Origin of the sequence: Caulobacter rhizosphaerae, assembly GCF_010977555.1 — a bacterium.
In the GTDB taxonomy this organism is placed as follows: Bacteria; Pseudomonadota; Alphaproteobacteria; order Caulobacterales; family Caulobacteraceae; genus Caulobacter; species Caulobacter rhizosphaerae.
This window is the reverse complement of record NZ_CP048816.1, coordinates 48496-68435: the sequence shown is the minus strand read 5'-3', so window position 1 is coordinate 68435 and position 19940 is coordinate 48496. Positions and strand designations below refer to the sequence as shown.

Below are 19940 nucleotides of genomic sequence, written 5' to 3'. Positions count from 1 at the left end.
ATCGACTGGTTGTTATATTTTATGGCGACGAGACGACGCCGCCGATCTCCACCGGCGAGCGTCCCCTCGTCCTTTCGCGCGACGTGGGCTGGCGGGTCACCGCCGCCGGGCCGCGCCGGTCTCGACGCTGGCTGGCTCCGGCCCCATGGGCGCGCCCACGCCGGGCTGGGGATAGGAGAGCCAGGTCGTCTTCAGCGGCGCGTACCCCACGCTAGGCTTTGAATAGTCGCAGACGCCGGTCGGGAAGACGGCCTTCAGCCGGCCGGCCTGCGCCGGGGTCAGACCTTGGTAGTCGGACTTGCGCAAGGGGCGCAGCCGACACTTCAGGACGTCCCGGGTCAGTGGTTCGCCGGCCGTGAGCCGGGTCTCGCTGAAATAGGGCAGACGCGGCCCGCACTGGCCGCCGTTGCGGATGTCGGAGGCTTCGTCGATCCGAATCCAGCCCTTCAAGAAGCAGACATCGGTCTTGAGGTCGGTCGGCCGGGCGGCGAGGACCTTGGCCCGCGCGTTCGTATAGCCGCGCCCGTCCTTGGCCATGTTGGACAACCATTCATCCATCTTCAGCAGGGCGAACAGATCCATCCGAGCAGACCCCGAAACCGTGCCGGCCCCCGGGACCGTCGGATCGGCCTCGCCCCGGACGATCACCTGGTTGGCCGCGTCGCCGTTCGAGCGGATCAGGCGCGCGCGCATAACCTCCGAATTGACGGGGTCGTGGATCTCGGCGACGCGATCGGTATTGGGGCGAATATCGATGATGGGGATCGTCCCGAGATTGGCCCCCTCGTTGATGCGGCCGTATTCGAACATTCGACGCAGGCCGATCGGGTCGGCCACGGCGCGCGCTGCGCGATACTCGCCGTCATTGTCGATCCCGCCGACCCGTTCGTTGAGCTCGACGAACTGCTCGGCGGAGATCGCGCCCTGACGGTAGGCCTGCAGTCCGTATTGCACCCCGACATTGTCGAAGCCGCGATAGGTCGCACCCGACTTGTCGAAACCCAGAGAATTGCGCGATGCGGAGTAGATGTCGCAGCGGGCGCCGCGGGGATTGTTGACCCGATCATAGGTCAGTTCGCGAGGCACGATGAGGTGGCAGTTGGAGGCCCTGAGGCCCGGGAACTTCGGCGCGGCCTGGCGCGCCAACATCAGCTCGGGGCTGAAGAAGCGTAACCATAGGCCGCACGTTCCCCAGGTGTTGAGGCCCGAGGCCGCCCGCTTCTGCTCCTCCGTCCAGGTCGACTTGCCGCCCTCGAAAGCGCGGTTCATCAGCGCGCAGTCTTCGGACATGGTCAGGGAATAGACGTCCGGAAACGAGGTTCCCGGCACGATCCCGTCAAGGATGCCCGGGTAGTTGTTGGCGATGAGGTGCTGCTGCATCGAACCGCCAGAGCCGCCCCAGCCGAAGACGTAGGTCGGCGCGCCGTAGGTCTCGATGAAATGCTCCTTCACCATCGAGGCGGTCTCGGCCGATACGACGTCCGAGCCTACCGTTCCCATGACGCTCAGCGTGGAGCTCATCACGCCAAAGCCCCGCGACAGCATGGCGTCGCTGAGCGCATCTTCGCCCAGCACGGTCCCTTGGTGGTAGCCGGACGTGACGCCGCCGCCAAAGACATAGACAGCGCGACCGTTCCAGCCCGGATGCGGCGCTGTCGGGCCCACGCGTTCACCGCGCGTCGGATCGAACAACACCGCCATCTGATAGATCGCGCGGTTGATGGTCCCGACCTCGACCCGGACGATATAGTTGACGGTCCGCCCCTCCAAGGTGGTGGTCGTGGCCAGGTCCGATGGCGCCGTCTGGTCCGTCGGCAAGACCTTGAAGGCGCCTCCGGCGGTGGATCGATACAGATAGACCACTCGGGTCGGGGCGTTGCAGCTGGCGTCCTGCGCCGGGCCCAGCAACGAGCCGTCCGGCAGCTTGAACTGGTCGGTCTCGCAGAAGAAGGGCGTCTGCTGGGGGCCGGAAAAGATGGGACCGCTGCGGCTGTGGTTGACGAGCGACAGCCGGCTGGTGCGCCTGCCCGTGGTGGCGGTGACCGTGTTTTTTCCGGGCTTGAGACCCTCCACGAGCCCGATCATCGCCTCGCCCCGCGCCGTGAACGCCGTCGTGACGTCGACGCCGTCCAGGCTGATCCGCACCTGCGAGGGCGCTGTTCCCTTGGGCAGACTGACGGCGAGCAGCGCGTTGTCGCCGCTCACCGTGTCCGCGCGGCTGGACAGCACCCGAATGGACGCCTGGACCCCTGTTGGCGCCAGGGCCAGAGCCGCCGCGACGCAGGCCAGGAAGATCCGCAGGGCCCCAGGGCCGCGACCCCGCCTTTCGGCGGGCCGCATCGACGCCGGTCGGTCTTGATCGATCGCGCGACGAGACGGCGCTGAAGCCGAAGCTCGTTCGGAAAAGTCGACTGGAATTGAACCCATTTCGGCGCGCCCGAGCTTGCAATAGCGATAGGTGTCCGCGCCGCCGGCGGCGGCGCGGATGGTCACGTCGCAGCAAGCACCGGGAGTTCCAGGGCCTGCAAGTTAGACACCGTTAGGCGAGGCTTGGTCGATTGACACGCGACCTGTCCGCCCCAAACTGCGCCAAGCTGTCGCCTGGACTTGGGATCTCCCCGCGCCCGGCTCAGCCGTCCCTTCGTCACCGTCCGCGCCCTTGGGTCGCAAGTCGGAAATCGACGGGGTTGCCGTCACGACATGACCCGAACGCCCGCAGGAAAGCCCGAGAGTGTCGCATCCAATTTAACAAACAATCCATCCTGGTTTTACATGGACGCCCGTGTACGGCGCAGCTATGATGGCGTCATAGGAAGACGCGCTGAACGCGCCACCCGCGCAAGCCATGAAGCCGTTACGACACCCCGCGTCATCGCGCGTGGTCGCAGCGCTCGCCCCCATCACGACTGACTTCACCTTCCCTCAGACCCTCCAGAGACGCGGCTCCAGTCCGCCAGGGCATTTTGATCAACAAGCGGAGAGAGCCATGACCAGCCATTGCTTCGATAAGCACGGGATCGACCGCCGCACCGCGCTGCTCGCCGGCGCCGGCTTAGCCGCCCTCATCACCCTGCCCGCGGGCCCGACCTATGGGGCGAACGCCTCATCGCGCCGGACCATGCCGTTCGACGACAACTGGCTGTTCCTGCGCGGCGAGGCGCCTGGCGGCGAACAACCCTCGTTCGATCACCATCTTTGGCGCCCTGTCCACCTGCCTCACGACTGGAGCATCGAGGATCTGCCTGGTGCGCCCAAGACGACGGGCGACTGGACGCCGGCGGTCGCGAACTGGACCGTAAAGCCCAGCACGAAAGGCATTCTGGAACGGATCTCGTCCGTCACCCTGCCGCCCACGGACGGCGCGCCGGTCCTCGTCGGCCCCTTCGATCCGGTCGCCTCCGGCCCCTCGCCGATGATGCGAGCCTACACGGTGGGCGGGACGGGTTGGTACCGGAAGGTGTTCACGCCGCCGCCAATCGGGCGGGATGACCGGATCGAGCTTTGCTTCGACGGTGCCTCGGTCGAGTGCGAGGTCTGGCTCAATGGCGAGAAGATCGGCGCGAACCGCTATGCCTACGCCGCCTTCAGCTTCGACATCACATCCCGTCTCAAGTCAGGACCCAACGTCCTGGCGGTCCGTGTCGTCAACCAGGGCGCCACGACGCGCTGGTACGCCGGTTCGGGCCTGAATCGACATGTCTGGCTGACCCTGACCGGTCCTGTCCGTATTTCGCCTTGGGGCGTGGCGGTCTCGACGCCGAAGGTCGACGCGGCCTCCGCGACGGTCGAGGTCGTGGTCGACCTTGAAAGTCATCTGGCGACCGCCGCGGAGGTGCGGATCCTGGCGACCGTGCGCGACGCCGCCGGCCGGGTCGCCGGACACGGTCAAGGCGTTCTGTCGCTGGCGCCAGCCGCCAAGAGCGAGCATCGCCTGACGATCGACCTGCCGCGTCCCCGGCTCTGGCATCCGGAAACGCCCAACCTCTATGCCGTGGAAATCTCGGTGCTCAGCCAAGGGCGGACCACCGACGCCGCCACGACCCGGTTTGGCGTGCGCACGATCGAGGTCTCCGCGCAGCAGGGACTGCGGCTCAACGGCAGACCGGTCAAGCTCAAGGGCGCATGCATCCATGCCGATCACGGCATCCTCGGAACGGCGTCGTTTGACCGGGCCGAGCGCCGCAAGGCCGAGATCCTCAAACGGTTCGGCTACAACGCCGTGCGTCTGGGTCACCAGATGTTCCCGCAAGCGTTTCTCGACGCCTGCGACGAGCTTGGCTTGATCGTGGTCGACGAGGTGTTTGACGCCTGGGAGGAGCACAAGACGCCCGAGGACCACGCCAAGTACTTCAAGGCCGACTGGCGAACGGACCTGACGCGGATGATCCGTCAGGACCGCAACCACCCCAGCGTCGTCTTCTGGAGCATCGGCAATGAGATCCCCGAGCGCGAGAAGCCGCGGGGCGCGGAGATCGCGGCCCAGTTGCGCGACCTGGTCCTTTCACTGGATCGCTCCCGTCCGATCACCGCGGGCATCAACGGTCCGACCGGCAAGCCAGGCGAGGTCGCTCGACGCAGCATCGACGTGGTCGGTTACAACTATCAGCTCAAGGACCACCTGGCCGATCACGCCGCCTATCCGGACATGGTGATCATGTCGACCGAGCAGTACGCGGCGGACATCCACGATGGCTGGCGCATGACCCAGGCCAATCCCTGGATGCTCGGCGAATTCGTCTGGTCCGGCATCGACTATCTCGGCGAGGTCGGCGTGGGCGGTTCGGACCTGCGCCCCACGACCGAAACCCCGCCCAAACGCGGCGACTTCCTCATTTTCCAATGGGAGTATCCGGCGTTCATCTCCGGCTGCGGCGAAATCGACATCCTGGGCCGGCGCAAGCCCCAGGGCCTTTATCGCGACGTGCTGTGGGAAAACAGCAAGCTGGAAATGCTCGTCCAGCGGCCGACGCCGCAAGGGACCTTCGAACGACTGGGGCCCTGGTCGTGGCCCGATGAACTGGAGAGCTGGACCTGGCCGGACCACGTCGGCGAGTCGATGACGGTGCGCGTCTACAGCCTGGGCGACGAGGTTCGCCTCCTCCTGAACGGCAAGGAGGTGGCCCGCAAGCCCGTGCTCACGCCGCAGGACCGGCTGACGGCCAGCTTCGAGGCGCCCTACGCGCCTGGCCAGTTGACGGCCGTGGCCTATCGCCAAGGCCGCGAGGTGGCGCGCAAGACGCTCCAGACGGTCGGCCCGCCCGCGAAGGTGCGTTTGTGGGCGGAAAGCGCCCGCATCACCGCATCGCCCAATGACCTGGCCTATGTGTTCGCTGAAATCCAGGACGACGAAGGCCGCCGGGTGCCCGACGCGCAAGTCCCTCTGACGTTCTCGATCGAAGGCCAGGGCGCCATCCGGGCCACCGGCTCGGCCAATCCGCGGGGCGTTAAGAGCTTCAGCGATCCGCGGACCCTCACCTTCCACGGCGAGGCGCTGGCGATCGTGCAGCCGAACGGTCAGCGGGGGCAAGCCCTCGTCCGGGTGGCGAGCCCCGACTTGAAGGGCGACGCCCTGACCGTCCGCGTCGGATGATCCGCCGGCCGGCGTGACCGACGGCCCGCGCGCCGGATGCGCGCGGGTCATCGGCTGCGGCCTGCCTGATCTTGGCGTCCCCGCGTTATTCGTGGCGCAGAGCGTCGATCGGGTTGAGCGCCGCAGCGCGCCGGGCCGGAACATAGCCAAACAGGACGCCGATCAGGCCCGAGACGCCGAACGCGATGAGATTGATCTGCGGCACGAAGATCCAGCTGACCTTCATCAACGGCGCCAAGGCCGCCACGGCCGCCTGGGCCAGCAACAGGCCCATCAGCCCTCCCAAGCACGAGAGCGCCACGGCCTCGACCAGGAACTGCATCAGAACCTCGCCGGCCAAGGCGCCGATGGCCAGCCGGATGCCGATCTCGCGCGTACGCTCGGTGACCGACACCAGCATGATGTTCATGATGCCGATGCCGCCGACCACCAGGGAAATGGCGGCCACGGCCGTGACGATGCTCGTCAGAAGCTTGGTCACCCCGGTGAAGGTGTCGCTGATCTGCTTGGTGTCCAGGATGAAGAAGTCGTCGTCCTTGCCGTTGGCGATATTGCGCCGCTCGCGCAGCAGATCCTCAATGGAGGCCTGCACGGACGCGGTGGAATAGGCCTTGTCGACGCCCACGAGGATCAGCTTCAGATCGGTCGAGCCGGTGAAGCGTCGCTGAACGGTCTTGAGCGGCATGATCACCACGTCGTCCTGGTCGCCAAAACCGCCCTGCCCGCGCGCCGACAACAGGCCGATCACCTCGCACGAGACATTGCCGATCCGCATTCGGGCGCCGACCGGCGTCTCGCCTCGAAAGACGTTCTTGTTGACGGTGGCGCCCAGAATGCAGACTGATCGCCCGGCGGCTTCCTCGGCCGGGCTGAAGTAGCGACCTTCCGCCAGCGCCCAGGGCTGGACGTCGAAATAGCCATTGGTCGTGCCGGTTATGGTCGTGGACCAGTTGGCGCCGTCATGGATCGCCGCTCCGCTCGCCTGGGCCTGCGCGGCCACGGCCGAGACGCCCGCGACCTGGTCGCGGATCGCGACCAGATCACTCGGCTTGAAGTCGGCCGGTCGCGCCGCGCCCCCTCCCCGGCCAAAACCCTGGCCGGGTCGAACCTGCAGGATATTCGTCCCTAGATTGGCGATGGATTTTTGCACCGACGCGGTCGTGGCTTGCCCCAGCGTGACCATCGTCACGACCGCGGCCACACCGATGATGATGCCCAACGTCGTCAGGAAGGACCGCAGCTTGTGGCGAAGGATCGATCGCATCGCCAGGGTTAGGATGGTTGCGAACATCACGACACCGCTTGACCAGATTGATGAGCGTGCTCTACCCGTTCGACCAGGCCGTCCCTGAACCGCACGATCGTGCGCGCGTACTGCGCCATGTCCGGCTCGTGGGTCACCATCAAGACGGTGATGGCGCTGTCGCGGTTAAGGCTGGACAGCAGTTCCATGATCTCGACCGACCGCTCCGAATCCAGATTGCCGGTCGGCTCGTCCGCCAGGAGGACGTCCGGCTGGGTGACGATGGCGCGCGCGATCGCCACGCGTTGCTGCTGGCCGCCCGAGAGCTCGGCCGGGGTATGATCCCACCAGCGATCCAGACCCACCTTCTCCAGCGCCGCCATGGCCGCTTGGCGGCGAAGCCTGGCCGGCTCGCCGCGGTAAAGCAGCGGCAGTTCCACGTTTTCGAGCGCCGTCGTGCGCGCCAACAGATTGAAGCCCTGGAAAACGAAGCCCAAATACTTGCGCCGCAGCAGGGCGCGCTGGTCACGATCAAGTCGATCGACGGCGTGGCCGCGGAACAGAAACTCGCCACCCGAGGGCACATCCAGACAGCCCAAGATGTTCATGGTGGTGGACTTGCCCGAGCCCGACGCCCCCATCACCGCCACGAAGTCTCCTTGAGCGATGTCCAGATCCACGCCCTTGAGCGCCTGGTAGGCCGTCGCGCCCTGACCGTAGGTCTTGGTCACGCCGCGTAGTCTGATCAGGGGGAGAGACTCCATCGCCGAGGGGCTAGCGACCATCGCGCGGCCCGCCTTCCGAAGCCGGTCGCTTGGCCTGCTCCGGCGCCGCCGCGGCCAGCACGCCGGTGATGACCGACATTCCGGGCCGAAGCGCGCCCCCCAGGACCTCGGTCACCGCGCCATTGGTCACCCCAGTGGTGATGGCCACCGGGCGAGGACGCCCCGCCTCGTCGAGCACGTAGACCGTGCGGGTCGCGCCGCGAACGACCGCCTTGTCGTCCCTGACGGGACGCGGCCGGGCGCCAAACGGGCTTGGCCCGGTCGAACCGGTCGCCGCGTCCGCGCCGGTCGGCTTGAAGCGCAGGGCGGCGTTGGGAACCAGCAACACCCGATCACGCGCGACCGTGACGATGTCGGCCGTGGCGGTCATGCCGGGCCGCAACTGCAGGCTCGGATTGGCCACACTCAGGGTCGCGCCGTAAGACACCACCTGGCCCGTCACGGCGGACTGCGCGGTGCTGGAGGTCTGGGCGCTCAGATTGGAGCCGACGTCGATCCGCTTGAGAACGGCGGGGAAGGTCCTTCCAGGAAAGGCGTCGACTGTGAAGGACGCGGTCTGTCCCTCGCGCACGGCGCCGACGTCGGCTTCGTCGATCGCCACCTGCAGCTTCATCGTCGAGAGGTCCTCGGCGATCACGAAGAGGGTGGGCGTATTGAAAGAGGCCGCCACCGTCTGCCCCGGCTCGATCTGACGGGCCAGGACGACCCCGTTCACGGGCGATCGGATCACCGTCTTGGTCAGTTGGGTGACATTGGACGACAAGCTCGCGCGCGCCGAGGCGACATTGGCCTGGGCCGCCGCCAGGTTGGCGGCCGCCCTGTCGCGGTCGCGCGCAGCCTGATCCATCTCCGTCTTGGCCGGGACCCGCCCGCCCGAAAGCCGGCTGACCTCTTCCAGGCGCGCCAGCTGGGCGACGGTCTGATCGAGGGTGGCCTTGGCCTGGGCCACGGCGGCGATGTCGGCGTTCAGCGCCGCGCGGCTTTGCTCTACCGTGTCCTGAAACCGCGAGGGATCCACAAGGGCCAGGGTTTGGCCGGCCCTCACCCGGTCATTGACATCGGCCTCGACGCGCGTGACCAGGCCAGACAGCTCCGAGCCGACCTGAACCTGATTAGTCGGGGCCAACTTACCCGTGGCCGAGACGACCACGGACAGGGCGCGCTGCTCGACCGGCGCCACGGCGTATCGGGTCGCCGGCTTGGCGCGTAGGCACTGGCTCAGGACCAAAAACAGCACCAGGGCCGCCGCGGTCAGCAAAAGCGCCTTGCCATGCCGGCTCCACCAGGGCTTGGCCTTGGCGCCGAGGAAGGTGTCGATGTCGCTGGTATCGGCCATATGAGGTCCTAGGGTCGGGCGGACGCTTGAGGAACAGCGCCGTCCCAGCCGCCGCCGAGCGCCAGATAGAGCTGGATCACCGCCAGGGCGTGTTCGGCCCGGGCGTTGGACAACCCGGTCTGCGCCGACAGCAGCGAGGCTTCGTTGACGTTGAGAGTGGTGATGTCGGTCAGGCCGACGCGGTACTGGCCACGCGCCAGGGTCGCGGCGATCGTCGCCGCGTCGAGCGCACGCGACAGCTCGGTTTCGCGCGACAGGGACGCGTCCAGTGCCGCCATGCCGTTGCCCACGTCTTCCAGCGCGCCAAGGACGGTCTGCTTGTAAGCCAGCAGCGCCTCATCGGCCGCGGCCTGCTGGACGCGCAGGCGCGAGCGTCGGACCCCGCCATCGAACAGGCTCTGCCCAAGGCTGGCGAAGATCCGCCCGGTGACGACGTCGCCCAGCCCTCGGATCGAGGTGGCGGCGGTAGCGACATCGCCGCTGAGCGTCAGGGCGGGGTAGAGTTGGGCTTGCGCCACGCCGATCCTGGCGCTGGCCGAGGCCAGTCGACGTTCGGCCGCCCGCACGTCGGGACGCTGGCGCAGGACATCGGCCGGCACGCCCACGGCCACGACATCGGGCCCGCGCGGGATCGATCCGGGCGCGGCGAGCTCCCGGTCGATTGCGCCAGGCGCTTGTCCGGTCAGCACGGCCAGACGATTGAGCGCCGAACGATAGCCTTGCTCGAAGGCGGGGATAGAGGCGGCCGTCTGCGCGCGCTGGGCGCGCGCCTGCTCCAGATCCAGCCCCGAGACCAGTCCGGCCTGGCCGCGGAAGCCGGCGATCTCCAGGTTATCGGCCTGAATGCCCAGCGCGCCGCGCGCGATGGCCAAATTGGCTTGAGCTTGCCGGGCCAGCACGTAGTTCCGCGCGGTTTCCGCGGCGATCGCCCGCCGCGCCGACGCCAGGTCCAGGCCGACGGCGGCATAGTCGGACGCCGCGGCCTCCTCGCCCCGACGACGGGTCCCGAAGAGTCCAGGATCATAGCCGGCGTCAAGTCCAAGAGATCCGGTGTTGGCCGCGCCGACGGCGTCGAGCAGGGCGCGATTGTAGCTCGCCGTCGCCGATAGGGTCGGCAGCCGGCCGGCTTGGGCCTGCACCAGGGCTTCACGCGCCTGACGAAGACGGGTCAGGGAGACGCCGATGTCGAGATTATCCGCAAGGGCCCGTTCAACCAGGCCATCGAGCACCGGGTCGTTCAGACCGGTCCACCAGCGCGCGATGTCGCCGGTCGGCGTTTGAGGTCCCATGACATAGGGCCCCTCTGCGCCAAGCTTGGCCCGCGAGGGCGCGACATAGTCCGGGCCGACGGCGCAGGCGCCCAGCAGCAAGGTCAGGGCCGCGGCGCTCAGCGGAACCAGGACGCGGCGATCGGCCCGGACACATCGTCTGGGGTCTGTCCTGTCCGTGGGCGCCGGGCGCGAAACAATGGGGGATGGGGCCATGGCGAGGATATGCCAGTCGCCGGCCGTCTGGTGGGTGAGGATTGCGCAAGCAAAGTGTAAGGTTTGCGTAAGGCCCTGCGACAAGCCGCCCGACGAAGCCTAAGAGCCCGATCAAACGGAGTGGAGCGCTTGAGAATCCTGCTGGTCGATGACGATGTCGAGCAGACGAGCATGCTGGCGGAATATCTTGTCGGCGAGGGCTTCTCCGCGCGCGCCGTCTACACGCCGGCCGACGGCTTGGCCCAGGCCCTGTCGGGTCAGGACGACGCGGTCCTGCTCGATGTCATGATGCCGGGCGGAAGCGGCCTGGACGTCCTTCGGGCGATCCGGGCGCAAAGCGATATTCCGGTCGTCATGCTGACGGCGAAGGGCAACGACACCGAGCGCGTGGTCGGCCTGGAACTGGGCGCGGACGACTACATCACCAAGCCCTACTACCCCCAAGAACTGGCGGCGCGTCTGCGCGCGGTGCTGCGCCGGCCGGGGCGCGCGGATCATCGCGCCGAGCGCGCGACGCCGCCGGGCCTGGCTTTCGACGCCGGGCGACGGCGCGTCGAATGGCGCGGGCGGCCCTTCAACCTCACCGCCACCGAATTCAACATGCTGGAGATGTTGCTGCGGGGCAGCGAGCGGGTGACCACCAAGGACGAATTGTCGCTGCGCCTGCTGGGTCGCCGCCACGAGACCTATGATCGCAGTATCGACGTCCATGTCAGCAATCTGCGCCTGAAGCTGCAGCAGGCGACCGACGGCGCCTTGAGGATCGACACCGTGCGAGGCGTGGGCTGGCGGCTGTCCTGGTCATGATCAAGAGCCGTCTGTTCTGGAAGATCTTCACGGCCTTCTGCCTGACCTATGTGGCCATGGTGGTGGCCACCGTCCTGGTCTTCGCCCTGGTCTTGCCGCTCAGGCCGGCCATGGAACGAGCCTATGCCGAATCCGCCGGAGCCAAATTTGTCGCCCTGGCGGCCGCGGCGGTTCGGGACGGCGGCCCCCAGGCGCTCGCCAGCATCGACCCGACGCGGCGCGACGCGAACCTGTTCATCGTCCCGGTTAAGGCCGCCTCGCCCATCCGGCCTCCGCAGACCGAGGGCTATGCGACGCGCGTGCGCGCGCCGAACGGAGAGACGTTCCGTATTTTCTACCGCATGCCAGCGCCGGTTCGCGGCCGCCAACCCTACGAGCTTTACGCGGTCGGAGTCGTCGCCGGCCTCGTCTTCGCCACCGGCCTGGCGCTCTATCTATCCTATCCGATCCGTTGGCTGCGCGCCGCCTTCGAAAGCTTCGCCCAGGGCGACCTGACGGTGCGGCTGCGTCCGCGGATCGGTCGCCGGCGCGACGAGGTGGCCGACCTGGCGCGGGATTTCGACACCATGGCCGAGCGTGTCGCGCGCCTGATCACCGCGCGCGACCGCCTCATCGACGACATCTCCCATGAACTGCGCTCACCGCTCGCGCGCCTGCAGTTGGCGGCGGCGCTGGCGCGGCAGAACCCCGACCCGGCGTCGGGCGCCCTCGACCGGATCGATCAAGAGGTTCGCCGCCTGGACGCGATGGTCGGCGAGCTTCTGTCGCTGTCGCGCATGGAGAGCGGCGCCCCCGACCCCGATCGCTATTTCGATCTGACCGAAATGATCCGCGACCTGGTCTCGGACGCCACCTTCGAGGCGGCTCGCAAGTCCGTCGACGTCCAATTGCGGATCACGCCCGCGGTCGCCGCCGACCAGGCCGAACCCAGCGTCCGCGGCGAGGCCGAACTCGTCCGGAGGGCTCTGGAAAATCTCCTGCGCAACGCCGTGCGGCACGCGCCGACCCCGTCGATCGTCGACGTCAGTTTGACCTACGAACCAGGCTGGGCAAGCATCGAGGTCGCCGACCGTGGCCCTGGCGCGCCGACCGCCGATCTCGACAGCCTGTTCGAGCCGTTCAAGTCCGGCCCCGGCGGCGGCTTTGGTCTTGGGCTGTCGATCGCCCGGCGCACCATCCTGGCGCACGGCGGATCGATCGCGCTCGGCAATCGGCCAGGCGGCGGTTTCCTGGTGCGAACCTTTTTGCCGACGCTCATCCTGGGCCAGGGTTGAGCCGGCGACGCGGCGCTCCCAAAGCCAGGCCTTGCAGCGCTCGGGGCCCTTTCCCATCCTCTCCACCGATCGGGCGACGAGCCCCAGATAAGGTCCCCGGTTTGGTCATGTCCGGTCGTCGCCTCCGCCGCGCCCTGCCCCTGCTGGTCTCCACCGCGCTGCTCGGCCAGGCCGGCAAGGCTCTGGCCGATCCGTGCAAGGCCATTCCCGACAGGGGTCCGGCCCCGTCCTATCTGCGTCCAGGCTCGGCCTTCTCCGGGCCGGTCACCTATGTCGGCGATGGAGACAGCCTGTGCGTGGCGTTGGGCCCGACCCCGGACCGGTGGGTGGAGATGCGGCTGGCCGACTTCCATGCGCCAGAGCTCAAGAGCCCCCAGGGCCCGACCGCGCGACGAACCCTCGATCGCGTCACCGCGGGCCAGACCCTGCACTGTGTCGCGCAAAAGCAAAGCTATGACCGCGTCGCGGCCACCTGCCGCGTCGGCGGCGTTTCGGTGGGCGATCTGATGCGACGCGCGGGCGTCGCCGAGGGCGGACGAGGCCGCTGAGGGTCTAGACCTCCAGGCCTACAGCGATTGCGCTGCGGCGATGCGATCGGCGCGCCATATGTCGTGCGATATGAGCCAGATCCGCAGGCCGGCCGGCGCGGCGGAACACCTCCTGATACGCGCTGGCCAAGTCCGCCCTCCGTTCCAGGGCGGCCAGCAGCTCGCGCTCTGTGAAGGGCCTTGCGCCGGCCCGGCGTCGTGACTGGACCGCGAGGCGTGCGTAGGCCGCCCAGCAAGCTGGATCGCGACTCCAGGCGAACCATGCCTCGATGTCGTCTGTCGAGACTGGGCCGCTCAGCGTCTCGAACCAGGCCTTGGCCTGACGCTGTGGGTCTCGCTGTTGTCGTCGATCAGACATCTTGCGTCGCCGGTTGATCCGCAGGCGGCCAGCATGACGCACGAAAGGCCCCATGCCTACCGCCTCGCGGCGCGGTTCAGGCCATCGTCGTGAGCGCGTAGGCGCCGTCGCGCCATCCCTCCACCCGGACGACCGACTCCAACATCCGGCCGGCCGGCGCGCGCTTGATGAACGCGATGATGTCGATCGCCTGACCGATCGCACGGTGGGGGATGGCCGGGGCGACCTCGCCGATCAGGTCTTCAAGGCGATTGAGCGCCTCGGCGGCGCTGTTGGCGTGCAGGGTCGCCAGGCCGCCCGGATGTCCGGTGTTCCAGGCCTTGAGCATGTCCAAGGCGCTGCCGTCGCGCACCTCTCCGACAACGATCCGGTCCGGCCGCAGGCGAAGCGCGGCCCGCACCAGGTCGGCCATGGTCACCGCCGGCTCGCTGCGCTTGGTCAGCAGCGCCAGTTGGTCGTCGGCCACGCACTGCAGTTCGGCGGTGTCCTCGGCCAGGATGACCCGGTCGCCGCGAAACGCCGGCAGCGCCAGGATGGCGTTGGCCAGCGTGGTCTTGCCCGAGCCCGTGCCGCCGGCGATCAGGATGTTGTCACGACGCTCGGCGGCCTGGGCCAGGACGTCCGCCTGCGCGGCCGACATGATCGCCTGGTCGACATAGTCCTGCAGCGAAAAAACCCTCTCCGGGCGCTTGCGGATCGAAAAGCTCGGCGCGGCCGCGATCGGGGGAAAGACGCCCTGGAACCGCTCGCCAGAGCGCGGCAGGGCTCCGCCGACCAGCGGCCGCTCGCGGGTGACGACCTCGCCGACATGATCGGCGACCAGGCGCAGGACCCGTTCGGCATCGGCTCGCGCCATGTGGTGGCCGCTGAAGGTTCTCCCCTGCCCGATCCGTTCGATCCAGATCGCGCCGTCCGGATTGACCATGACCTCCACGACCGAGGCCTCGGCCAAGGCCGAGGCCAGGACGGGCCCCAGGGCCTGACGCAGGGCGCTGTCCTTGCGATTGAGCGCTTGCTCCGCGCCTGGATTCATAACCCGTCCTCATCGTTGTAGATCAGGTCGACGATGCTGAGACCATCCGCGCAGGCCAGATCCAGGGCCACCTCGGCGGCCTGCATCGGCGGTGCATAGGCCTCGACGGCCGCCACGCCGAGCCAATCGATGGGCGGGCGCCCGGGGGTGTCGAGCGTTTGGCGGGTCTGGACGAACCGGGCCCGCTCGCCGTGAAAAAAGTCCCGCGCATGCGCGGCGAACACTGGGTCCTCGAAAAAGCGGATCTTGTCGGCCAGCAACGGCTTGGCGTTGTTGACGAACAGGAACTGCTTGTCGGTCGGCAAGGCCCGCACGTCCTGTTCGGCCAGGATGTAGCGTTCGACCTCGGCCTGGTTGCGGCTCCGATGGCCCTTGGCGAACATCAGGCGGGGATCGCTGAAGCTCTCGCGCATCTCCAGCGCGCGTCCGGCCCGCTTGACGATCCGATCGATGCTGCCCGGCTCGGAAGTCGCGAAGGCGGCCGTGACGTGGCAGTTGTCGAAGATCGAGGTGTGGACGCCATAGTGCTTGAAGACGTCGTTGAACGACTGGCAGATCAGGTGCGCCGAGACGCCGTAGCCGGCCATCTCGCCCAGGGCGTTCTCCAGGAACGGCAGGGCGCCGAGCTTGGGGAATTCGTCGAGCATTTTCAGCAGGCGATGGCGCTTACGTCGCCCGCGGCTGTCGGCGTCGATCGTCTCCATCAGGCTGTTGAGGCTCTGGCGCAGCATGACCCGGACCAGGAACGCCAGACGATCGGCGTGGGCCTGAGGGGTGATCAGATAGAAGCTAACCGGCGCGTCGGCGCAGACCAGGTCGCCGATGCAGAAGTCCGACCAGGACGTGGCGTTGGAGACCAGGGGATCGGCCCATAGGGCGAGCGATTTCTGCGCCGTGGCCAGGACGCTGGAGCGCACCCTGGGCTCCATCTTCCTGAACGCGGTGGCGCCAAGCCACACCTCCGGATGGACCTCGGCGATCAGTTGGCCGTCTGCGTCCCGCGCCAGGCCGTCGGGCGCCGCCGGGTCAGGCCGGTGGCGATGCTTGGTCCCCAGCATGGCGTCCAGGGTGGCGTCGATGTCGATCAGCAGCCGCCGAACATGGGTCAGGGTCTTATGATCGTCGGGCGCGGTGTAGAGGGCGTGCAGGATCACCCCGGTGAAGAAGTTGGCGGCGCTCTGGTCGAAGAAGTCGAGATTGCCCTGCTTGAGGCCGATCGGATCGACCAGGATGCCGACGATGTTCTGGATGTCGGCGATCTCCATGGGGCCCTTGCGGACCTCGAACAGGGGATTCCAGCGCGCCGTGTCCGGGTCGGTCGGCGCGAAATAGAAGGTGTGGGAGAACCGTCGGCGATGATCGGCGGTGATGTGCCAAAGCTCGCCCTTGCGGTCGTAGACGAACAGGCTCTCGGGCCAGGACAGCACCGTGGGCACTACGTGTCCCGCGCCCTTGCCCGAGCGCGAGGCGCCGACGATGATGCAGTGCTCGACGCCCGTGAAGCTCAGCAGACGGCCCTTGAGCCGGCCAAGGATGCGACCGCCCAACTGTTCGCCGTGGAGCAGGCCGGCGGCGCGGGCGTCGGCGAGCCGTCCCCAGGCGGCCGTCCCGAACGGCCGCGGCCTGGCCACGAAGCGCCGGGTCAGGGCGGCGATCATCAGCAGCGGCCAGACGAAGACGCCAAGACCCACCAGGGCCGACTGATCGAAGGCTTGCGGATAGGCTCCGCCGTAGCGCCCGTACCATTCGACAAAGCACCACGGCGCGTAGAGCCTGACGGACCCGATCTGACCCCAACCGGGCCCGAACGGCGCGGGGTAGTCAAAGAGCTGGCCGGCCGTCTGGGCGGCGGCCGAAAGGCCCGCCAGCGCCAGCAGGACGCTCAAGGGCAAAAGCCAGCGGAGTTTGGCGGTCAGGGACATGCGGGCTCCGTGAGCCCACCAGAAGCCAAGCGCTGGCCAGCGGCAATTCCGCATTTCTCCAGGGGCGCCTACACCCAGGGCGCTCTAGCGCTCCGGACCGATGCCTGGGATTTGCCCGCGCACCAGGGCCATGACCTTGGTCAAGGCCGCCTTCTGCGCCGTCGGGGCGTGGGCCTTCACCGCGTCGACCACGCGCCTGTCGACCTCCCGCACCGCCTGGCCCACGCCCAGATCCATTCGGGCCGGAGCCACAAGGCTAGACTGGCCAAGTTCTCGCGCCACCAGCAGCTTGACCCGCGTGCTGGCCACATTCTCGATGCGCTTGTCGGCCCGCTTGATCTTCCGCTCCAGGGTCCGCGCCGCGCGCCGCGACGCCTCCGCCGCCTGCTTGGCTGGATCCAGACGGCTGGCCACATAGGCGCGCCCCCCCTCGCTGCGCAACCAGTCGGCCCGTACCTTCACCTCCAGCTCCGCGCGGCCCGCCTGGGCCCGCGCCCGATCCAGGGCGTTGAGCTCGGCGTGCGCGGCCCAGATCATTCGGGCCGGATTCCGGATCCACCGCATCAGCGTCGCGCGCCGGGCCCGCCCACGCGCGATCCGCCGCTCGGTCCACTCCAGCCGGCGCATGGCCGCGGCGCGGCGCTCGACGGCCTCGCCGAGGATCTCGGCCGTAACGGCGCGGTTGGTGGGGACCTCGGGGGCGGCCAGACGGGCGCGCTCGCGGGCCCAGCCGTCGCGCTCGCGGATCATGGTCTGGTGGATGGTCTCGAACTCGCGGATCACCGCATCGATCGGGTAGGCGCGCCGCGGCCGCCCCTCGGCCATCCGGTCCTCCAGGGCGCGGATCTGCCCGGGGGTTTGCCGGCGCTGGTTGTTGCGCGCCTCGATCCGCCGGTTGATGTCTCCCCGGTCCGACCGCTCGCCCCGCCGCTCCATCCCCGAAGCCGCCGGTCCCAAATGAATGGTCGGCTCGCGGCCCTGGCCTTGGTCGGCGAGGCTCCGGCTGCTGACCTGCGGCGCATCAGGTCCCAGATGCTGGCGAAGATGCTGGTTCTGGACGTGCTCCCAAGCCATGCGCAACTCGCCGACCGCCTGCGGGTTGTCCCACGACCGGGCCTTCAGGCCAAAGCCGTCGGGGGTCAGGTAGCGGGTGGTCACCATGATGTGGGCGTGGTGGTTTCGGGCGTCGCCATGAGCGTCCGGATCGTGCAGCGCGTAGTCGGCGATCATGCCTTTGGCGACGAGGTGCTCGGCGACGAACGCCCGCACCAGACCATGGCGCTGCTGGTCGGTGAGCTCGTGCGGCAGCGAGATCAGGATCTCGCGCGCCGTGCGCGAATCCGCCCGCCTGTCGGCCGCCTCGGCCGCGTTCCATAGGCGCTCGCGCTCAAGGAACGCTGCGGGCGCGCCGTCGGGGGCCATGATCCCCTGCGCCACTACCCCGCCCTTATCCGAATAGTCGAACACCATCTCCAGGCGCTCGTCGCGCAGGACGCTGGCCGAACGGTAGGCGGCCGCGGCGACGGCCGAGCGGCCCTCGCTGCGCTTGAACGCCTGAACCTCCAGCCGGTAATGCGCCACCTCAAACCCCTTCTTCCACCATCCGGCCCGCCTCGCCGCCCCGCTCCATGCCGCTTGCGGCAGTGGGATCGCTAAGGGGCTCGCCCCTTGGCTCGACGCCCTCCCGGCACGCCCCGGGATCAGGGCGGCGAGGGGGTGGGCTCTCCCGACCGCAGGCGTTGCGCAGCAATGCATAACTGCGCCCTTGTCACTTCTATCCGCCAAGGGTTAGACTCGTCTCGTCCCATTTTCAAGCCGCAGCCGTGATCCCGCCATGGACGTCGCCCTAGCCCCAACCCGCAGGCCCCGTCGCAAGCCGGAGTCTCCCGAGGCCAAGACCCGCCGCCTGCGCGCCTTGGAGATCACCCTCGCCGACCGTGAACACCGGGCGCGCACGGCCTATGCCGAGCTCAAGGGGGTCCTCCCCCGTCAGCGCGGGCATGTCAGGCCGCTTGGCCAGATCGACGACGACGAAACCCGCCTGGCCGTCTACCGGGCGCGCGTCGAACGGCTCGAAGCCCTGCTCGACCAGACCGAACGCAAGCGTGAGACACGGGCCAAGATCGTGCTCGGCGGCGCCCTGCTGGCCGAGGCGCAGATGGACCCCGACGATCCGTTGCTGGCCCGGCTGCTGGAGATCGTCGACCGGCGGGTGCAACGCCCGCGAGACCGCCACGCCATCGCCGAGACCCTGGGCCTGCCGATCGCTCCGATGCGCGCGGTCCAGGAGCCGTCGCCGCCCGACTTCGAGGCCATGGTCGCGGAGGCCCTGTCTCAGCCTTCAGCACCCCCGTCGTCTGGCCCTGGGCCCAAAAAGGGGGCCTAGCGGCCCCCCTCTCCCTGCTCCGCCTCGCCGACCGCCCACCGGTCGAACACGGCCTCCAACGCCGCGTCGCACTCGGCCCTCAGTTGCTCTGCCGTCTTGCGGTGCGGCGGGAACGCCACGTCCAGATCCAATATCGTCATGTGATCGAAGGCGATGGCCCACGACAGGTTCGGGTCGGCCCGGTCGGCCTCTAACTGAGCCCGCGCGATGGCCTCATCGTCGGTCCAGCGGCGGATGACCCCCCGCCGTTTAGGTAGAGGGTGTTGCTGTAACGCGGCTTGCCGCTGGCGATGTGCGCGGCGATCAGTTCTCGATCGACGTCATCGAACCTGGTCGTGGTGAACTCGAACATGGGACATCTCCGGCTGGACCGACGCTCCCATCGAGCGCCTTGATCTCTCCGGTCATGTCGGGCCCCGGCCCGTCACCGCAGGGCTCGCTGGCGAGCCCGGAGGGGAACCCGCGCAGCGGGTTGACGGGCTGGGTGACATGGCAGACTTGGAAGAGGCGCCCCCAGGCTCGGTAGCCGAAGCCGCGCCGTCGCCAGTCGACGGCGACGACCGCCCTCAAGGCGGTCGCCAGCGAGGCGGGCCCTGGCGGCGACGCGCGCCGACCGGGACCGGCCGCGTCAGCGCCGGCCCGGCGAGGGAAGCGACCCTGGCCTCTCCGTAGGGCCGTCGCGCGCCGCATGGCGCGGCGTCCGCCCGGCCCCCTAGAGGCGGTTACGGCGCCGATCGAAAGGGGGGCCAAGCCCCCCGGCTCAGTCGCCGACGTAACCCTCCATCCGCAGCGCCAGCCATTGGTCGTAGAACCGATGGTCAACCAGCCGTCCCTCGGCGTTGCGATCGTCGCACCAGGCGATGACCGCGTCGCGCTCGGCGTCCGGCAGCGCGTTCCACTCGGCGCGTCCTTGCGCCCACTCCGCCTCGTCAAGATGGTCCCAATAGGCCATCACATGGTCGTCGAAGAGATCCTCGCCCACCCGGATCGTGGTCGCCTTGGCCGGGCGAGAACCAAACACCAGGGTCTTGATCAGCTTGAACATCGAAGCGCCTCCGCAGGGCCGCTCCCAGCGAGCGGCGTCAGCCCGGCGGGACACGGCGGGGTCCCCTCCGGTCACCGAAGCGGCCGCCACGCGGGCGCGGAGGGGAACGGCGAAGCCGTTGACCGGTGG

At 68.5% G+C, this 19940-nt stretch carries 15 protein-coding genes; 5 read left to right on the top strand and 10 right to left on the bottom strand.

Annotated elements, in window-relative coordinates:
* Window positions 1-96 precede the first annotated feature (96 nt).
* The gene (locus G3M57_RS26470; RefSeq protein ID WP_163233908.1) at window positions 97-2340 is read right to left on the bottom strand and encodes a DUF6351 family protein; all 2244 of its coding nucleotides are present in this window, start codon (window positions 2338-2340) and stop codon (window positions 97-99) included.
* 646 nt (window positions 2341-2986) lie between these two features.
* On the opposite strand from G3M57_RS26470, the gene G3M57_RS26465 reads away from it, so the two are divergent.
* On the top strand, window positions 2987-5590 hold the full coding sequence (locus G3M57_RS26465; protein ID WP_163233907.1) for a glycoside hydrolase family 2 TIM barrel-domain containing protein: 2604 nt from the start codon (window positions 2987-2989) through the stop codon (window positions 5588-5590).
* A gap of 85 nt (window positions 5591-5675) precedes the next feature.
* Here G3M57_RS26465 and G3M57_RS26460 read toward each other — a convergent pair whose 3' ends face one another.
* The 4 genes from G3M57_RS26460 to G3M57_RS26445 are packed head-to-tail and all read right to left on the bottom strand — an operon-like array spanning window position 5676 to window position 10438.
* Window positions 5676-6881 carry an ABC transporter permease gene (locus G3M57_RS26460; RefSeq protein ID WP_163234017.1) on the bottom strand — a complete coding sequence of 402 codons (1206 nt, stop codon included), beginning with the start codon at window positions 6879-6881 and terminating at the stop codon, window positions 5676-5678.
* Window positions 6881-7597: an ABC transporter ATP-binding protein gene (locus G3M57_RS26455; protein ID WP_163234016.1), complete on the bottom strand. Its 717-nt coding sequence runs from the start codon at window positions 7595-7597 to the stop codon at window positions 6881-6883. Before G3M57_RS26455 ends, G3M57_RS26460 begins: the two co-directional genes overlap by 1 nt.
* A 10-nt stretch (window positions 7598-7607) precedes the next feature.
* On the bottom strand, window positions 7608-8954 hold the full coding sequence (locus tag G3M57_RS26450) for an efflux RND transporter periplasmic adaptor subunit (RefSeq protein ID WP_163233906.1): 1347 nt from the start codon (window positions 8952-8954) through the stop codon (window positions 7608-7610).
* A gap of 8 nt (window positions 8955-8962) precedes the next feature.
* Window positions 8963-10438: an efflux transporter outer membrane subunit gene (locus G3M57_RS26445; protein ID WP_163233905.1), complete on the bottom strand. Its 1476-nt coding sequence runs from the start codon at window positions 10436-10438 to the stop codon at window positions 8963-8965.
* A gap of 129 nt (window positions 10439-10567) precedes the next feature.
* On the opposite strand from G3M57_RS26445, the gene G3M57_RS26440 reads away from it, so the two are divergent.
* The 3 genes from G3M57_RS26440 (at window position 10568) to G3M57_RS26430 (ending at window position 13067) form a co-directional block, all read left to right on the top strand.
* Window positions 10568-11245, top strand: coding sequence for a response regulator transcription factor (locus G3M57_RS26440; protein WP_163233904.1), 678 nt, complete (start codon window positions 10568-10570; stop codon window positions 11243-11245).
* On the top strand, window positions 11242-12519 hold the full coding sequence (locus tag G3M57_RS26435) for a HAMP domain-containing sensor histidine kinase (RefSeq protein ID WP_163233903.1): 1278 nt from the start codon (window positions 11242-11244) through the stop codon (window positions 12517-12519). Before G3M57_RS26440 ends, G3M57_RS26435 begins: the two co-directional genes overlap by 4 nt.
* 107 nt (window positions 12520-12626) lie before the next feature.
* Window positions 12627-13067, top strand: a complete 441-nt coding sequence (locus G3M57_RS26430; RefSeq protein WP_163233902.1) for a thermonuclease family protein — start codon at window positions 12627-12629, stop codon at window positions 13065-13067.
* A 434-nt stretch (window positions 13068-13501) separates the two neighbouring features.
* Here the strand turns inward: G3M57_RS26430 and trbB are convergent, their stop codons facing one another.
* The 3 genes from trbB to mobQ all read right to left on the bottom strand — a co-directional run bounded on the left by trbB (window position 13502) and on the right by mobQ (window position 17961).
* Window positions 13502-14458, bottom strand: coding sequence for a P-type conjugative transfer ATPase TrbB (trbB, locus tag G3M57_RS26425; protein ID WP_163233901.1), 957 nt, complete (start codon window positions 14456-14458; stop codon window positions 13502-13504).
* Window positions 14455-16380 carry a type IV secretory system conjugative DNA transfer family protein gene (locus tag G3M57_RS26420; protein ID WP_163233900.1) on the bottom strand — a complete coding sequence of 642 codons (1926 nt, stop codon included), beginning with the start codon at window positions 16378-16380 and terminating at the stop codon, window positions 14455-14457. Before G3M57_RS26420 ends, trbB begins: the two co-directional genes overlap by 4 nt.
* An 84-nt stretch (window positions 16381-16464) precedes the next feature.
* Window positions 16465-17961 carry a MobQ family relaxase gene (gene mobQ / locus G3M57_RS26415; RefSeq protein WP_163233899.1) on the bottom strand — a complete coding sequence of 499 codons (1497 nt, stop codon included), beginning with the start codon at window positions 17959-17961 and terminating at the stop codon, window positions 16465-16467.
* Window positions 17962-18214: 253 nt separating this feature from the next.
* Here mobQ and G3M57_RS26410 point away from each other — a divergent pair, with 253 nt between their 5' ends.
* On the top strand, window positions 18215-18766 hold the full coding sequence (locus tag G3M57_RS26410; RefSeq protein ID WP_163233898.1) for a hypothetical protein: 552 nt from the start codon (window positions 18215-18217) through the stop codon (window positions 18764-18766).
* 190 nt (window positions 18767-18956) lie between these two features.
* Here the strand turns inward: G3M57_RS26410 and G3M57_RS26405 are convergent, their stop codons facing one another.
* Together G3M57_RS26405 and G3M57_RS26400 are read right to left on the bottom strand one after the other, a co-directional pair.
* Window positions 18957-19118, bottom strand: a complete 162-nt coding sequence (locus G3M57_RS26405) for a hypothetical protein (protein ID WP_163233897.1) — start codon at window positions 19116-19118, stop codon at window positions 18957-18959.
* Between the two features lie 408 nt (window positions 19119-19526).
* On the bottom strand, window positions 19527-19811 hold the full coding sequence (locus tag G3M57_RS26400) for a hypothetical protein (protein ID WP_163233896.1): 285 nt from the start codon (window positions 19809-19811) through the stop codon (window positions 19527-19529).
* Between the last annotated feature and the right edge of the window lie 129 nt (window positions 19812-19940).

Coding starts and splice junctions, on each gene's coding strand:
- G3M57_RS26470 (WP_163233908.1), bottom strand. CDS start 2,340: ATGCGGCCCGCCGAAAGGCGGGGTCGCGGCCCTGGGGCCCTGCGGATC.
- G3M57_RS26465 (WP_163233907.1), top strand. CDS start 2,987: ATGACCAGCCATTGCTTCGATAAGCACGGGATCGACCGCCGCACCGCG.
- G3M57_RS26460 (WP_163234017.1), bottom strand. CDS start 6,881: ATGTTCGCAACCATCCTAACCCTGGCGATGCGATCGATCCTTCGCCAC.
- G3M57_RS26455 (WP_163234016.1), bottom strand. CDS start 7,597: ATGGAGTCTCTCCCCCTGATCAGACTACGCGGCGTGACCAAGACCTAC.
- G3M57_RS26450 (WP_163233906.1), bottom strand. CDS start 8,954: ATGGCCGATACCAGCGACATCGACACCTTCCTCGGCGCCAAGGCCAAG.
- G3M57_RS26445 (WP_163233905.1), bottom strand. CDS start 10,438: ATGGCCCCATCCCCCATTGTTTCGCGCCCGGCGCCCACGGACAGGACA.
- G3M57_RS26435 (WP_163233903.1), top strand. CDS start 11,242: ATGATCAAGAGCCGTCTGTTCTGGAAGATCTTCACGGCCTTCTGCCTG.
- G3M57_RS26430 (WP_163233902.1), top strand. CDS start 12,627: ATGTCCGGTCGTCGCCTCCGCCGCGCCCTGCCCCTGCTGGTCTCCACC.
- trbB (WP_163233901.1), bottom strand. CDS start 14,458: ATGAATCCAGGCGCGGAGCAAGCGCTCAATCGCAAGGACAGCGCCCTG.
- G3M57_RS26420 (WP_163233900.1), bottom strand. CDS start 16,380: ATGTCCCTGACCGCCAAACTCCGCTGGCTTTTGCCCTTGAGCGTCCTG.
- G3M57_RS26410 (WP_163233898.1), top strand. CDS start 18,215: ATGGACGTCGCCCTAGCCCCAACCCGCAGGCCCCGTCGCAAGCCGGAG.
- G3M57_RS26405 (WP_163233897.1), bottom strand. CDS start 19,118: ATGTTCGAGTTCACCACGACCAGGTTCGATGACGTCGATCGAGAACTG.
- G3M57_RS26400 (WP_163233896.1), bottom strand. CDS start 19,811: ATGTTCAAGCTGATCAAGACCCTGGTGTTTGGTTCTCGCCCGGCCAAG.